Source organism: Xanthobacter agilis (assembly GCF_021730435.1).
In the GTDB taxonomy this organism is placed as follows: domain Bacteria; phylum Pseudomonadota; class Alphaproteobacteria; order Rhizobiales; family Xanthobacteraceae; genus Xanthobacter; species Xanthobacter agilis.
This window is the reverse complement of the sequence record NZ_JABWGX010000001.1, coordinates 19,464-35,140: the sequence shown is the minus strand read 5'-3', so window position 1 is coordinate 35,140 and position 15,677 is coordinate 19,464. Positions and strand designations below refer to the sequence as shown.

At 69.0% G+C, this 15,677-nt stretch carries 13 protein-coding genes; 4 read left to right on the top strand and 9 right to left on the bottom strand.

Features of this window, described 5'->3' with window-relative positions; all coding sequences use genetic code 11:
* The 4 genes from HUW53_RS00155 (at position 1) to HUW53_RS00140 (ending at position 6,370) form a co-directional block, all read left to right on the top strand.
* A complete protein-coding gene (locus HUW53_RS00155) occupies positions 1–3,132 on the top strand; it encodes an efflux RND transporter permease subunit (protein ID WP_237343718.1) in 3,132 nt (1,043 codons plus the stop codon).
* Positions 3,133–3,144: 12 nt separating this feature from the next.
* Positions 3,145–3,519 (top strand): hypothetical protein, encoded by a 375-nt coding sequence (locus HUW53_RS00150; protein ID WP_237343717.1) that lies wholly within the window; start codon positions 3,145–3,147, stop codon positions 3,517–3,519.
* A 62-nt stretch (positions 3,520–3,581) separates the two neighbouring features.
* Positions 3,582–5,144, top strand: a complete 1,563-nt coding sequence (locus HUW53_RS00145; protein WP_237343716.1) for a multicopper oxidase family protein — start codon at positions 3,582–3,584, stop codon at positions 5,142–5,144.
* A 98-nt stretch (positions 5,145–5,242) separates the two neighbouring features.
* Positions 5,243–6,370, top strand: a complete 1,128-nt coding sequence (locus HUW53_RS00140; RefSeq protein ID WP_237343715.1) for an MFS transporter — start codon at positions 5,243–5,245, stop codon at positions 6,368–6,370.
* A 236-nt stretch (positions 6,371–6,606) separates the two neighbouring features.
* Here HUW53_RS00140 and HUW53_RS00135 read toward each other — a convergent pair whose 3' ends face one another.
* The 9 genes from HUW53_RS00135 to HUW53_RS00095 all read right to left on the bottom strand — a co-directional run bounded on the left by HUW53_RS00135 (position 6,607) and on the right by HUW53_RS00095 (position 15,604).
* The gene (locus tag HUW53_RS00135) at positions 6,607–8,988 is read right to left on the bottom strand and encodes a heavy metal translocating P-type ATPase (protein ID WP_237343714.1); all 2,382 of its coding nucleotides are present in this window, start codon (positions 8,986–8,988) and stop codon (positions 6,607–6,609) included.
* Positions 8,981–9,655 carry a methyltransferase family protein gene (locus HUW53_RS00130; protein WP_237343713.1) on the bottom strand — a complete coding sequence of 225 codons (675 nt, stop codon included), beginning with the start codon at positions 9,653–9,655 and terminating at the stop codon, positions 8,981–8,983. Before HUW53_RS00130 ends, HUW53_RS00135 begins: the two co-directional genes overlap by 8 nt.
* Positions 9,652–9,945, bottom strand: coding sequence for a DUF2933 domain-containing protein (locus HUW53_RS00125; RefSeq protein WP_237343712.1), 294 nt, complete (start codon positions 9,943–9,945; stop codon positions 9,652–9,654). Before HUW53_RS00125 ends, HUW53_RS00130 begins: the two co-directional genes overlap by 4 nt.
* A 67-nt stretch (positions 9,946–10,012) precedes the next feature.
* Complete coding sequence (locus HUW53_RS00120; protein ID WP_237343711.1) at positions 10,013–10,603, bottom strand: Spy/CpxP family protein refolding chaperone; 591 nt, start codon at positions 10,601–10,603, stop codon at positions 10,013–10,015.
* 2 nt (positions 10,604–10,605) lie between these two features.
* Positions 10,606–12,504 (bottom strand): DUF3141 domain-containing protein, encoded by a 1,899-nt coding sequence (locus tag HUW53_RS00115; protein ID WP_237343710.1) that lies wholly within the window; start codon positions 12,502–12,504, stop codon positions 10,606–10,608.
* Positions 12,505–12,641: 137 nt separating this feature from the next.
* The gene (locus tag HUW53_RS00110) at positions 12,642–12,992 is read right to left on the bottom strand and encodes a hypothetical protein (protein WP_237343709.1); all 351 of its coding nucleotides are present in this window, start codon (positions 12,990–12,992) and stop codon (positions 12,642–12,644) included.
* A gap of 163 nt (positions 12,993–13,155) precedes the next feature.
* Positions 13,156–13,965, bottom strand: coding sequence for a sulfurtransferase (locus HUW53_RS00105; RefSeq protein WP_237343708.1), 810 nt, complete (start codon positions 13,963–13,965; stop codon positions 13,156–13,158).
* 20 nt (positions 13,966–13,985) lie between these two features.
* Entirely contained in the window at positions 13,986–15,239 is a 1,254-nt protein-coding gene (chrA, locus tag HUW53_RS00100) for a chromate efflux transporter (protein ID WP_237343707.1), read from the bottom strand.
* Between the two features lie 38 nt (positions 15,240–15,277).
* Positions 15,278–15,604: a PadR family transcriptional regulator gene (locus HUW53_RS00095; RefSeq protein WP_237343706.1), complete on the bottom strand. Its 327-nt coding sequence runs from the start codon at positions 15,602–15,604 to the stop codon at positions 15,278–15,280.
* Positions 15,605–15,677 lie beyond the last annotated feature (73 nt).

Genomic DNA, 15,677 nt, shown 5'->3' with positions numbered 1-15,677 from the left:
ATGTTCAGCTTCCTCGTCACCCAGTCCCTCAAAAACCGCCTGCTGGTGCTGGCGCTGTCCCTCGTGCTGGTGCTCACCGGCACCTTTGCGGTCACCCGCCTGCCGGTGGATGTGCTGCCCGACCTCAACCGGCCCACCGTCACCATCATGACCGAGGCGGAGGGCCTTGCCCCGGCCGAGGTGGAACAGCTCGTCACCTTCCCGCTGGAGACGGCCATGAACGGCCTTCCGGGCCTCATCCGCCTGCGCTCGGTCTCGGGGGTGGGGCTCTCCGTCCTCTATGTGGAGTTTGATTTCGGCACCGACATCTTCCGCGACCGCCAGCAGATCGCCGAGCGCCTCGCTCTGGTGCGCGACCGGCTGCCGGCGAACGTTGCCCCGCAGATGGGACCCATCAGCTCCATCATGGGGCAGATCCTGATGTTCGCGGTGACGAGCGACACCGCGTCTCCCATGGCGGTGCGCGAGGCGGCGGACTTCATCATCCGTCCGCGGCTGCTCGCCATTCCCGGCATCGCACAGGTCATCCCCATGGGCGGGGAAGTGCGGCAGTTCCGCGTTTCGCCGGACCCGGCAGCCATGCGCGCCCATGGCATCTCCCTCGATGCGCTGGAACAGGCGGTGGCGCAGTTCGGCACCAATTCCGGCGGTGGCTTTGCCGACCATGGTGGGCGTGAGTTCCTGATCCGCAACATCGGCCGCACCCTCAGCCTCGACGACCTGAAGGGGCTGGTGCTGGCCCGCCCCGCCGGCGGCACCGTCTTCCTGCACCAGGTGGCGCAGGTGGATTATGCGGCCCGCATGAAGCGGGGCGATGCCGGCTACATGGGCCGGCCGGCAGTGATCGTCTCGGTGGAGAAGCAGCCGGAGGTGGACACGATCGCCCTCACCCGCGCGGTGGAGGACGCGGTGACCGACCTCAACCGCACGCTGCCCGACGGCATCCGCATCGCGCCGCCGGTGTTCCGGCAGGCGGACTTCATCTCAGCGTCCGTCGGCAACGTGGAAAAGGTGCTGCTGGAGGCCATGGCGGTGGTGGGGGTGGTGCTGTTCGCGTTTCTGCTCAACTGGCGCACCACCTTCATCTCGCTCACCGCCATCCCGGTGTCGATCCTCGCCACGGCCATCGTGTTCCACGCCTTCGGCCTGTCCATCAACACCATGACGCTGGGCGGCCTCGCCATCGCCATCGGCGAACTGGTGGACGACGCGGTGGTGGACGTGGAGAACATCTTTCGCCGCCTGCGCGAGAACGCCGCCGCTGCGGCGCCTAAGCCGGTATTCGACGTGGTGGTGGCGGCGAGCCGGGAGGTGCGCTCGGGCATTGTCTATGCCACAGCCATCATCGTGCTGGTGTTCGTGCCCTTGTTCGCTCTGCCGGGCATCGAGGGGCGCTTGTTCGCGCCGTTGGGGCAGGCCTACATCGTCTCGATCCTCGCGAGCCTTGCCACCTCCATCACGCTCACGCCGGTGCTCGCGTTTTACCTGCTGCCAGCGCTCAGCCGCCATGGGGAGCGGGAGGGCGCGCTGGTGCGCGGCGTGAAGCGCGGATACGCCGGCCTGCTCGCCGCCGCCTTCCGCCACCCCCGCCTCGTGATGGGCGCCACCGCGCTTCTCTTCCTCGCGGCGGTGGTGGCCGCCGCGGGCCTGCCGCGCGCCTTCCTGCCGCCGTTCAACGAGGGCTCGCTCACCATTTCCATGTCGTTCCGGCCCGGCCTCTCGCTGGCCGAGAGCCACCGCATGGGCCTTGTCGCGGAAAAGCTCATCCTGGAGGTGCCGGAGGTAAAGGCGGTGGGCCGGCGCACCGGTCGGGCCGAGCTGGACGAGCATGCCGAGGGCGTCCATGCCTCCGAGATCGAGGTGGACCTCACCCCCTCCGATCGCAGCCGGGCCGAGATCACCGCCGACATCCGCGACCGCCTCTCGGTGCTGCCGGCCGCCATCAACGTTGGCCAGCCCATCTCGCACCGGCTCGACCACATGCTCTCCGGCGTGCGGGCCGAGATCGCCCTGAAGCTGTTCGGCGACGACCTCGATACCCTGCGCACCACGGCGGACGACCTGCGGGGGCGCCTCGCCGGCATTTCCGGCCTTGCCGACCTGCAGGTGGAGCGGCAGGTGCGCGTGCCGGAAGTGACGGTGCGCGTGGACTATGGCCGCGCCGCCCTCCACGGCCTCCAGCCCGCGCAGGTCACCGACGCGCTGGAGCGGCTGTCCAACGGTCGCGTGGTCTCCCGCCTCGTGGACGGCGCGCGGCGCTTCGACGTGGTGGTCCGCCTGCCCGATGCGGCCCGCACCACGCAGGGCCTCTCCGGCCTTCTCATCGAGACGCCTGCGGGCTGGGTGCCGCTCTCGCAGGTCGCGGAGGTGAAGGAGACCGACGGGCCGAACCAGATCCTGCGCGAGGGCGGGCGCCGGCGCATTGTCGTGCTGGCCAACACCGCCGGCGGGCGCGACGTGGCGGCCGTAGTCGCCGACATGCGCCGGGTGATCGCGACGACCACCCTGCCGGCCGGGGTCTCCGCGAGTCTTGAAGGCACCTTCGCTGCGCAGGAAGAGTCCATGCGCACCATCGGCGGCCTCTCCGCGGTGTCGGCGCTGCTCGTGTTCGCGCTCCTCTACAGCCGCTACCGCTCGGCGTTGTTCGCCGCCATCATCATGGGCAGCGTGCCGCTGGCGCTCATCGGCGCGGTGGTGGCGCTGTGGATCGCCGGGCAGCCGCTCTCGGTGGCGAGCATGATCGGTTTCGTGACGCTCACCGGCATCGCCGCGCGCAACGGCATCCTGAAGATCAGCCACATCATCAACCTCGCCATCGCCGAAGGCCTGCCGTTCGGTCCCGCGCTGGTGGCGCGCGGGAGCCTTGAGCGGCTGACCCCGGTGCTGATGACGGCCGCCTCCGCCGGCATCGCCTTGCTGCCGCTCATGAGCGGGGCCGAGGTGCCGGGCAAGGAGATCCTGCACCCGGTGGCCGTCACCATCTTCGGCGGCCTCGTCAGCGCCACGCTGCTCGACGCCATTCTCACCCCCGTCCTCGTCCTGCGCCATGGCCGCCGCCCTCTGGAGCGGCTGGTGACGGCGGCGCGGGAGACGCCCCCCTCCATTGCCGCTGCTCGCGCGGACGCCTTCTGATCGGAGCCTGTCATGATCTCTCGCCACTTTCTGATGGCCGTCCTCAGTCTCCCGCTGGTCGCCTTGCCTGCCTTCGCCCACGAGCCCGGCGTGGGGGCGAACGGCGGAGTGCGGGTGGATGCCAGCCATTACCACGCGGAGCTGGTGGCCGACGGCACGCCCGCCATCTCGCTCTATCTGAGCGATGGCGCCGACAAGCCGGTGGCGGCCGAGGGCTTCAAGGCCAGTGCCATAATGGTAGTAGATGGCAAGGCCCAGCGCTTTCCCCTCTCGCCCGCCGGCGGCAACCGGCTCGCCGGGACGGCGGCGGTTGCCATCCCCAGGGGCGTGAAGGGCGTGGTCCAGATCTCCGCGCCCGACGGCGCCTCCGCGCAGGCCAAATATTGAAGACTGCCCGAAACCCCTTCGCTTCGCCTCGTCTGCCCGGCGACGAGCCAAAGAGGCCGATCATGACCCGACCCATGTTTGAACCTGCTCCCTCCCGCCGCACCGTTCTGGCCGGTGGCGCGGCACTCGGCGCGCTCGCCTTCTCCGGCGGCTGGCAGCAGGCCCTTGCCGCCCCGTTGCTCACGGTAGAAAGCCTCAGCCTCGACGTGAACGGCAAGGCGGCGAAGGCCTTCGCCGTGAAGGGCCCTTCCGGCGAAGGCTTGTTCGCGAAAGAAGGCGACCGGCTCACCGGCGCGGTGCTCAACGCCTCGCAGAGCCCGGCGGTGCTGCACTGGCACGGCCAGATCTTTATCCCGCCGGACCAGGATCGCGCCCGCCCGAACGGGGGTGAGCTGGCCGTCGGCGGAATGGACCAGGTGGATTTTCGCCTCACCCCCGGCACCCACTGGATGCACTCCCACACTTTGAGCGAGCAGCAATTGCTCGCGGCGCCTCTCGTCACCCGCGAGGCGGATGCCGGGGACGTGCAGGACGTGGTGGTGATGTTGCACGACTTCTCCTTCCGCAGCCCGGAGGAGATCCTCGCCGGGCTCGGCGGCGCGGGTGCTCAAGGTGGCCACGCCATGGGCCAGCAGATGCAGGGTATGGAAACGCAGGGCGCGCCGATGCAGGGAATGGCGATGCCGGGCATGAACCATGCGGGCCACGCCATGAACGGCATGGCTCCGGTGGGCGGAGCCATGCCGGGCAGCGCGATGGGCAGCGCCGGCTACAGCATGGGCACGGCCGGAACCGGCGCTCCGGGCGGCGGCATGCCCATGGCGCACGCCAATGACGTCGCCTACGACGCCTTCCTCGCCAACCGCCGCACCCTCGCCGATCCGGACGTCGTGCGGGTGGAGAAAGGCGGCCGGGTGCGGCTGCGCATCATCAATGGCGGCACGGCCACAGCCTTCTTCATCACCGTGCCCGGCCTGAAGCCCCGCTGCATCGCCGTCGACGGCACGCCCTGCGCGCCGGTGGAGGCGGAGGCCTTTCCCCTCGCCCAGGGCCAGCGCATCGACCTTTTGGTGGAGGTTCCGGCGAGCGGGGGCGCCTTCCCGGTGCTGGCGCAGGTGGAGGCCTCGACCCGCCGCACCGGCCTCGTGCTGGCGACGCCTGGCGCCTCTGTTGTCCGCATCGCCGAGGCGGCGGAAGCGCCAGCGGGCCTCCTCGACCTGACCTTCGAGGGGCGCCTCGCGGCGACGAAGCCGCTCGCTGTGCGTAAGGCCGACAGGGTCTTTCCGGTCATGCTGGGCGAGGAGCCGGGCTATCGCTGGACTATCAACGGCCGCGTCTCCGGCGAGGCCGAACCCTTCACCGTGACGCAAGGCGAGCGGGTGGAGATGACCTTCATGAACCCCACCAGCATGGGGCATCCCATGCACCTGCACGGCCACCATTTCCAGGTGGTGGGCCTCGGTGGACGCCGCTTCTCCGGCGCGTTGCGCGACACGGTGATGGTGCCGCCGCACACGCCGGTGACCATCGCGTTCGACGCCGGGCCGAAAGGGGACTGGTTCCTGCACTGCCACCACCTCTATCATATGGCCGCGGGAATGATGGCCGTGGTGAAGGTGGCGTGATGCACGACGCGGACGGGGCCCTGCCGGAAAGCCGCCCGGAGGCTGCAGGTCCGCGCCCCCCCATCCCGAGGACCGTCTGGGCCCTCGGCTTGGTCAGCATGTTCATGGACATCTCGTCCGAGATGATTCACGCGCTGCTGCCGCTCTTTCTCACCGGCACGCTCGGTGCGAGCGTCGCCATGGTGGGCCTGATCGAGGGCGTCGGGGAATCCACGGCGCAGATCGCGAAGGTCTTCTCGGGCTATTTGTCGGACCGCTTCGGTCGGCGCAAGCCTCTGATCCTGCTCGGTTACGGGCTCGGCGCCGCATCCAAGCCGTTCTTTGCCCTGGCCGGCGCTCCGGCGATGGTGTTCGCCGCGCGCTTCGCCGACCGCATCGGCAAGGGCATCCGGGGTGCGCCCCGCGATGCGCTCGTGGCCGACGTCACCCCGCCTGGGATCCGCGGACGCGCCTACGGCTTGCGCCAGGCCCTCGACACGGTGGGCGCCTTCGTCGGGCCGCTGCTTGCCGTCGCGCTGATGGCGCTGTTCGCCGACGACATGCGGGCGGTCTTCTGGGTCGCTCTCGTTCCCGGCTCTCTTGCCGTGCTCTGCGTCGTCCTCGGCGTCGAGGATCGGTCCGTGGGCACGGTTGGAACAGGCCGACCTCCGCCGGTGCGGATCGCGGATCTCAGGCGCCTCGAACGTCCCTTCCTTGTCGTTGTGACCATCGGTGTCGTCTTCACGCTCGCGCGCTTCAGCGAGGCCTTCCTCGTCCTGAAGGCCCACGACGAGGGACTGCCGCTGGCGTTCGCTCCGTTCGTGCTCGTCGCGATGAATGTCGTCTATTCCCTCGGCGCCTATCCCGCCGGCGCCTGGTCGGATCAGGCTCCGCCGGAGCGGCTTTTGCTCAGCGGCCTTGCCGTGCTGGTGGCGGCCGACCTCACCCTCGCCTTCGTCCCGGGCCTGTGGGGAGCATTCCTCGGCATCGGCCTGTGGGGCGTGCACATGGCGCTCACCCAGGGCCTCCTCGCCAAGCTCGTGGCCCAGAACGCCCCGGCGACGCTGCGCGGATCAGCCTTCGGCCTGTTCAATCTCGCCACCGGCCTCGCGACGCTGGCAGCGAGCCTCGCCGCCGGTCTCCTGTGGGACGTCAGCGGCGCCCGGACGACGTTCATCGCCGGAGCCGTCTTCGCCCTCCTCGCATCCGCGCTCGTGATCACGTTCGATCTCAGCCCGAAGTCCTGAAGCGGTCCCGCCGATCATCGTCGCGAAACGCATGTCCACGGCGTCCGACCGGAGGGACGCGGTCTCATCGACCGAGATACTTGATGAGCGCCGCGATCCCGAGGACGACCAGTACCAGGATCAGGAGGCCGAACAGCCACATCCCCCACATGCCGGAGCCCATCATGCCGTCGAGATTCATCATGGTTCCCTCCCTGGAGCCGGAGCCGTCTCTGCAGTCCACGAACGAGGACGCCTTAGCCAAGCGGCGTGCGCCGCAAGCGCAGGGCATTGGCGATGACGCTGACCGATGACAGCGCCATGGCCGCGGCGGCGATGATGGGCGACAGCAGAAGCCCGAACAGGGGATAGAGCACGCCGGCCGCCACCGGTATGCCGGCCGCATTGTAGATGAAGGCGAAGAACAGGTTCTGGCGGATGTTGCTCATGGTCGCGTGGCTCAGCTGCCGGGCGCGGGCGATGCCCTGAAGATCGCCTTTCAGCAGCGTCACGCCGGCGCTCTCGATGGCGACGTCCGTGCCCGTCCCCATGGCGACGCCCACGTCCGCCGCGGCGAGCGCGGGCGCATCGTTCACGCCGTCGCCCGCCATGGCGACGATCCGCCCTTCCTGGCGCAGTCGGGCCACCACCTGCGCCTTATTTTCCGGAAGGACCTCCGCCTCCACCTCGTCGATGCCGAGGCGGCGCGCCACCGCCTGCGCGGTCGTCCTGTTGTCGCCGGTGAGCATGACAACGCGGACCCCCGCTGCCCTGAGCGCCGCCAGGGCGGCGGGCGTCGTCGCCTTGACCGGGTCGGCGATGGCGATGAGACCGCCGACGCGCCCGTCGACGGCGACGAAGATGACGGTGGCGCCCTCCCCGCGCAGCGCCTCGGCCTCGGCTGAAAGCGCCGAAAGGTCCACGCCCGCCTCGCCCATGATGCGATGGCTGCCGATGACGAGTTTGCGGCCGTCCACGCTCCCGGTCACGCCCTTGCCCACGGGACTGTCGAAATCCTGGGCCTCGCCGAGAGGCAGGCCGCGCTCCTCCGCCGCGGCCACGATGGCCGCCGCGAGCGGGTGCTCGCTCGCCCGCTCGAGCGTCGCCGCGAGCCGCAGGAGTGTGTCCTCCTCCAGGGCGCCGGCCGTCTTCAGCGCGACCACCTTTGGCTTGCCTTCGGTGAGGGTGCCGGTCTTGTCGACCACCAGCGTGTCCACCTTCTCGAACCGCTCCAGCGCCTCGGCATTCTTGATGAGCACGCCCATGGAGGCGCCCCGGCCGACGCCCACCATGATGGACATGGGCGTCGCCAGCCCGAGCGCGCAGGGGCAGGCGATGATGAGCACCGCCACCGCGGCAATGAGGCCGTGCGCGAGGCGCGGCTCCGGTCCGACGATCCCCCACGCCGCGAAGGCGAGGAGCGCGATGGCGATTACCACGGGCACGAACCAGCCGGACACCTCGTCGGCGAGGCGCTGGATCGGCGCCCGCGAGCGTTGCGCCTCCGCCACCATGTGGACGATCTGCGCCAGCATGGTGTCCCGCCCCACCTTGCCGGCGCGCATGACGAAGCCGCCGCTCTGGTTGAGCGTGCCGCCGATGACCCTCGCGCCGACGTCCTTGGTGACCGGCATGGACTCGCCGGTGATCATGGACTCGTCGATCGAGGAGCGCCCCTCGACCAATTCGCCGTCCACCGGCACCTTCTCGCCGGGGCGGACCCTCAGGCGGTCCCCCACCACGACCTGTTCTAGCGCCACGTCCTCGTCCGTGCCGTCGTCGCGTATGCGTCGCGCGGTCTTGGGGGCGAGGTCGAGCAGGGCGCGGATGGCCCCGCCGGTCTGCTCCCGGGCGCGCAGCTCCAGCACCTGTCCCAGCAGCACCAGCACGGTGATGACGGCGGCCGCCTCGAAATAAATGGCGACCGATCCGTCGGCGGCGCGGAAGGTCGCGGGGAAGATCTGCGGCGCGAAGGTCGCAACCACGCTGTAGACCCACGCTACGCCCGTGCCCATGGCGATCAGGGTGAACATATTGAGGCGGCGGGTGATCAGCGACTGCCATGCCCGGGTGAAGAACGGCCATCCCGCCCAGAGCACCACCGGTGTTGCCAGCAGGAACTGGATCCAGTTGGACGCCTGTGCCCCGAGCAGCATGTGGAGGTTGGTGAGGTGCCCGCCCATCTCCAGGGCCAGCACCGGCACGGCGAGGACGAGGCCGACCCAGAACCGCCGCGTCATGTCGAGAAGCTCGGCGCTGGGGCCGGTCTCGCCCGTCGTCACCTCCGGCTCGAGCGTCATGCCGCAGATCGGGCAGTTGCCTGGGCCGACCTGCCGGATCTGGGGGTGCATGGGGCAGGTATAGATCACGCCTTTCGGCTGCTCCTTGACGGGGCGCGGCTGAGCTTCCGTGGCCACATAGGCGGTGGGTGCCACCTCGAACGCGTCGTGGCATTTCGCCGAGCAGAAGAAATAGGTCCTGCCGCCGTATTCCGACCGGAACCCGGTGGTGGCCGGGTTCACCTCCATGCCGCAGACGGGGTCCTTGACCGTCTGCGCGGGCGAGGGTCCGGCCCCGGCGTGCGGATGATCCGCATGGTCGTGATGATGATGGCCGGCGTGCGCGTCGTGCTCAGTCATGAGGACCGTCTCCGGGGCGAGGGGCGTATGGGGATGAAATTGCGATACGAGGGAGAAAGGCGGGAACGCGACGCGCGTAGTCGTCCCACAGGGGCCCGAACTCGGTGCGGGCAGCCGCTTCCTCCTGCCGCGCCAGCCGGACATAGACCCAGACCAGGATCGGGAACATGGCGAGCGTGACCAGCGTCGGCCACTGCAGCAGGAAGCCGAACATGATGACGACGAAGGCGGCGTACTGGGGATGCCGGACCCGGGCGTACGGGCCTTCGGTCGCAAGGCGATGATCGCGCTGGGCCGCATAAAGCACGTTCCAGCTTACCGCGAGCAGCCAGAAGCCGCCGAAGATCAGAATGTTGCTGAGGATGTGGAACGGCCCGAAATGCGGGTTCACGCGCCACCCGAACAGGGTCTCCAGCAGATGGCCGGCGTCGTGGGACCAGAAATCGACGCCGGGAAACTGCCGGCCGAGCCATCCCGACACGAGATAGATGGTCAGCGGAAAGCCGTACATCTCGGTGAACAGGGCGAGGATGAAAGCCGAGAACGCCCCGAGCGTGCGCCAGTCCCGCGGTGTCTGCAGCCGGGTGAAGCTTGCCGCAAACAGGATGAAGACCAACGAGTTGATGATCACGAGGCCCCACAGGCCATAAGCGGGAGTCTCGGTCATCGGTTACCCCCATCGGGGCCCGGCGTCCGTTCGCCTGGTTGGTGTCCCGCATGATGGCCGTGGCCGTGATGCATGAACATGTGCATCAGCGGGCAGGCGAGCAGCAGGAGGAAGGGCAGATACCCCAGCGCATGGGCGCGGTGCTCCGAGAACAAAAGAAAGGCCACCGCGAGAAGAAAGCCGATGGCGACGATGCCGCCGGGTGAGCGCCAGAAGCTTCGGTGCGGGGCGCGCGTGCCGGTGTCGTTGCCGGGCCGCGGCATATGGCCGGTGTCGTCATGCCAGGACATTTGGTCCTCCTCCACCTGATCCGAGCAGGCCGGCCGCGATCGCCGACCTGCCAGCGAGGTTCGACGCTCACATGGGGCCCATTCCACCCGGCATCATGAGCTGGTCCGCCGTGCGCTTTTGCGCTTCGTCGAACGACGCGTAGAGCGGCCCGAGCGCAGTCTTGAGGCGGCGCACCGCTTCGAGACGGGTGGCGAGCATGCGCTCATGGCCCTCAATCCGCTGGATGAGGGTCGGGGCGGCGCCCCCCTGCGCAGCCATCATCATCTCCTGCATGTCGCCCATCATCGCGCGGTTGGCCTTGAGCGCCTCGACGAACGCATTCCATAGGGGCTGCTGGGCGTCAGTGATCTTCAGTTCGGCCTTCAGGAAGGCGATGCGCCCTGCGATGCGGCCGGGGTCCATCATCTGGCTCATCCCCATGCCGGCCCCTGCGTTTCCGCCGCCCATCATGCCCATGCCACCCTGGCCCATCATGCCCGGCCCCATCATGCCTTGGGGACCACCGGGCATCGGTGCAGCCTGAGAGGGTTGTGGAGCTGGCGCGGCAGCCTGGGGCGCAGCAGGCTGGGCCTCCGGCGGATGGTGCGCGTCCTCGGCGAAGCCTGGCGTGGCGAGCAGCAGCGCGCCGGCGAGCATCAGATTGCGAAACGTCGTCATGGTCAGTTCCCTCCTATCGGTGCGGCCCGGCTGATGCCGGCCGCCTGGAAATCCAAACCGCTCCGTGTGTCTTGCGGCAGTGCTTCATCGATCGCGCCCCGGTGTTCCGGCACGACGGGGCGGGCATTGCCTGCGCCGCCATAGAGGCTGTCGAAGAGGCGCTCCCACAGGGCGTCCCGCAGGCGCCGCCCCTGCTCGATCCCCTTGGCGACGCGCGAGACGACGTGCTCCTCCTCGACCTTGAAGGGGTTGTCCGCTGCGGCCAGATGCCGGTCGGCGGCGACCTGCTCCGCGAGCCATCGGACACCGCGCATCCAGGGCATAAAGCCTTCCGACAACAGGTAGCGGCTGGTGCGCATGGGGTGCAGCGTCTCAAGCATCGCCGCCGACCAGGGCGTCGTCAGCGCCCGTACCCAGGGGCTGACGAACGTGCGGTAGAAGGCTTCGTTGCGCTCCGACAGGTCGCGCACGCGCTCGAAGGCAGGGTCCTGCCGGGCGAAGCGGATGTCTGACACCTCGCGCGCCTCGAAGAGGACCTGATAGGCGCCCTCACGGCAATCGGGATCGCCGGACGGATTGTCGATCTTCATCTCGTAGAGGCCGGGCGGGAGCGTCTCGATCCGCGGCAGGCTCTCGAGGATGGCCCGATGCTCCAGCCGCGCAACCTTTGCGGAAACGAAGATGCCGAGGTGACCCACATGGCGGTTGATGAGATAAACGATGCGCTGGCCCGCCGCCTTCAGGTCGTCCGTATCCTTGTACACGGCCGGTATCCAGCCGAGCGCCTGATGGGGCGGCGTGATGTTGTCGCCGTAGGAGGCGAAGATCACGAGCGGATTTCGGATGCGCCTGAGGTCCGCATGGCACCCTTCGCAGATCTGGACGCGGCCCTGCTCCAGCCGGTTGCCGACGAAGAAATTCTCCACGATGGCGAGGATCTCCTCCCGGCTCAGGAAGTAGTAGCCGCCCCACCAGCGCTCGAAGGCGAGGAACCGCTCCCGCTCCGTATCCATGTGGGCATAGAGGTTCGCGTACTTCTCCCACACGGCCTCGGGCTTCAGCCCCTCGAAGTTCTGCACCAGGAAGGCGCCGTCGAAACGGCCGTCGCCGAGGTCGGAGACAAGGTGCGTCAGCCAGGCCCCGCCCTCGAAGCCGGCGGCGATGCGCATGGGGTTGATGCCGCTCTCGCCGGCCCAGTAGGACAAAGGGGTCCCGTTGAGGACGACGGGACCTGTCAGCCCGGCGCAGTCTGCGGCGAGCAGCGTCACCGCCCAGCCGGCCTGGCAGTTTCCATAGAGCACCGGCGCGGCGCCGGAATGCCGGCGTGACACCTCCTCGACGAACCGCCGCAGCGCGTGAAGCACGTCGGCGAGCGTCTGCCCTGCGGCAGGCTCGGGAGAGAAGGTGACGAAATAGACCGGGTGACCTTGGTGCAGGGCGATGCCGACCTCGGATTCCTGCTTGAAGCCGCCGATGCCGGGGCCGTGGCCGGCGCGCGGGTCGAGGATCACCACGGGTGGCTTGGCCGCGTCCAGGCAGTCTTCCAAACATTCGTCCCCGACGCGGGTCACGCGCAGGAGCGCATAGTTTGTCGGATGCTCGAACCGGCGGGCATCGAGCACGACCTCGTAGTCGAAGTCGAGCAGCGGCGGCTTTCCGGCGCGCTCGTGCGCCAGCATGTTGTCAGCCCGCTGGCGCAGCGTGTCCCAGAACAGGATCCAGCGCTCGGCCGCGTCTCTGCCATAAGACAGAAAATCGCGAGCGAACGTTCCGGGATCGCTGGAGAAGGCGCCCCCCTGGGCATCGCGGGTTTGCTGCCGGGCTCCGGTGCCAGTCAGTCCGGATTGCCCAGGTGCAGCCGTGCCGGCCATAGGCTCGGCAAGCGTGTCGCGACCGTGCATGGAAAGGTCCTTGTTTCCCCATCGGCACAAGGCCGACGCTGATGTCGGGGCATCTTCCGGCGCGTCGACGCGTCGGAACCCTCAACGGGTGCCGCTTCGCGCGTCCGCCTCACGCCTGGAATGCGTTGAGACCGCTATCAGCTCTGGAAACGAGGGGGATCGAGGCCGGGCAAGACCGCCAGGCCGTCCCCGGCCTGGTTGGCGAGATCAAAGGGCTGTCGCACAAAGACCAGATCCAGAACGTGGAGGTCCACGCCGTTTGCCACGGGCACATAGACGCTGCAGGAGACGCTGCAGCATTTTCCGTGGTCAGCGGTTTGGGTCGGCTCGTCCGGATGATGATCCGCGGGATCGGGCGAGGCGACCTGATGCGGATGATCCGCCGCAGCGGCGTATGCCGGGTCCCCGTCGTCGTGGCATGGCGCGGAATAGGCGCTGGCGATGGGTCCGAACAGCATGGCCATTGCCACCAGGATCGCTGGCAGCACTTTCACCCACCCCGCTGCGGATCTGAGCCTAATCATATGCCCCATCGCCTCACCGGCGAACTATGCCTCATCGTAGGTGCGCATGAAAGGACCGCCTTGAGCAGGATCAATGTGCGCGCCGACGAGGTCACCTGTGCGCGCATTGGTTTTCCCTGAACCACTATCAGGCGGGTCCTTGTTCGTCCCGCACGATCGGGCAACTCTCGTCCTTCGCCCAGTCGGCAAAGCTCAAATAGTAGACCTGGACGTCGTCATAGCCCGCCCGCAAGGCGGCGAGAGCCGCAAGGGCCGCGCGCCCGCCGCCATCGCAATGGGTGACGATGTGGTCGCCGGGGCCGAACCCGGCAGCGGACAGCAGCGCGTGCAGGTCGCCGGCCGGCTTCAGACCGCCCGAACCGACGAGGTCGGCATGCGGCAGAAGCCGGGCACCGGGCAGATGTCCGCCCCGCGCGTTGCGGCGCAGGTCCTCGCCGATGAATTCCGCCGAGGTCCGGGCATCGAGAATGTGGGCCCTGCCCAGCCCGCCCCTCAATTCGGTGCGGTCGACGAGTCCGACCGGTCCGGTGCCGGGATGGGCCCGGAACGCCGCGGTGGGGACCGCCGGGCGAATGCCGGCGACGCGATCCGGAAACCCGGACAGGGTCGGCCAGCCACCGTTCAGGACCAGGGTCTTTACCCCGAAATATTGCAGGATGAACCAGACACGGGCCGCGTCCGTCATCCGGCCGTCATCGCTCACCACCACCGGAGCCGCCGGATCGAGACCGAGCCCGCGGATGGCGCCTTCCCAATAGGTGGACGTATCGAGGGTGGTCTCGGCGGCCCGTGCCGCCGCCTCCCACGCCGCGATGGGCACGCGGACGGCGCCCGGCGCATGGCCCTTTTCAAACGCGTCCGGGGAACGGACGTCGAGGAGATGGAAGGCGCCGAGAAACGCCAGGGCCGAAGGCGCGATGACCGGATCCTGTGACATGGACATCCCCCGGATCGGCGTCAGGTCAAGGTATGCCGCAGGCCTCCGGCCGCGGCGAGCAGAAGCACCACGACGAGCGGCGGGACGCGCCACACGGTGAGCAGCAGGAAGCCCGCCAGCGCCACCACGAAATCCGGGGCATCGAACACCGCGCCGGTGAAGACGGGGCTGTAGAGCGCGGCCCCGAGGATGCCAACGACCGCCGCGTTCGCGCCGCGCATGGCGGCCTGGGCCAGGGTCTTGCGCCGCAGCGTGTCCCAGAACGGCAGCATGCCCGTCACCAGCAGGGTGCCCGGCAGGAACACCGCCACGAGGGCGATGGCGGCGCCGGCGATGCCGTTCGGTTCCGGCCGCATCACGGCGCCGAGCCATGCCGCGAAGGTGAAGAGCGGACCCGGCACCGCCTGGACGAGGCCGTAGCCGGCGAGGAAGTCGTCGGGCGAGACCCAGCCCGGCGCCACCACCTCGGCCTGCAGCAGCGGCAGAACCACGTGGCCGCCGCCGAACACCAGGGCGCCCGAGCGGTAGAAGGCGTCGAAGAGGGCCAGCCCCTGGAATCCGGTCGCCGGCGCCAGGATCGGCGGCACCACCAGCAGCGCCGCGAAGGCGGCGAGTAGCAGCACCCCCGTCCGGCGGGACAGGGGCACCGGCGGGGCGTGGAACGGGATCTGCGCGCCACGTCCCCCTGCGCTCTGGTCGCGGCACAGCACCAGGCCCGCCAGCGCCCCCGCGGCAATAGCCGCGATCTGTCCGAAGGCGCCGCCGGCAAACACCACCAGGGCGACCGATGCGAGGGCGATGCCGGCCCGTGGCCGATCGGGGGTGAGCGTGCGCACCATGCCCCAGACCGCCTGGGCCACCACGGCGACGGCGACGAGCTTCAACCCGTGCAGAATGCCTTCGGCCGCGGGCCCTGCGAGGACGGCGGCGCCCAGCGCGACCGCCACGAGCGCGATGGCCGATGGAAGGGTGAAGCCAGCCCATGCGGCGATGCCGCCAAGGAACCCGCCGCCGCGGATCAGTCCCAGCGCGAAGCCCAGCTGGCTGGAGGCGGGGCCAGGCAGGAACTGGCACAGGGCCACGAGATCGGCATAGGCCTCGTCATCGAGCCAGCGGCGGCGCAGCACCAGCTCATCCCGGAAATAGCCGAGATGGGCGATCGGCCCCCCGAAGCAGGTGAATCCAAGCTTCAGGAAGGCGACGAGAACCTCGAGCGGCGTGCCCCGCGTCGGAGTTGCAGGAATGGCGGCATCGGCGACGTCGTCCCGGCTCATGTTTCCCCGCTCATGCTTCCCGGCCCAGGTTTCCTGGCTCATGGCTTCGTGGTCCCCGCTGGTGGGCTGGGCCGCATTTCTTTGAAGAGCTCGCTCACCTTCTGCCGCGCCGTCTCCAGGGCCTTGCGGCCGAGCGGCGTCGCGCAATAGAGCCGGCGGAGGGCACGTCCGTGGCGCTCTTCCCGCACGGCGAGATAGCCTTTGCGCTCCATGGCATGGAGCATCGGGTAAAGGGTCCCCGGGCTCAGCCGGTAGCCGTGGCGGGCGAGTTCCTCGATCATCCACTGGCCATAGACCTCGCCTTCCACCGCATGATGGAGGATGTGCAGGCGAACGAGGCCGGACAGAAGCTCCTGATGCTCCATCCACCCTTCCATCTCATACGAAATCGAATTTCGATATCGATATTCGATTATCCGGGCGGAGCGGTCAACACCC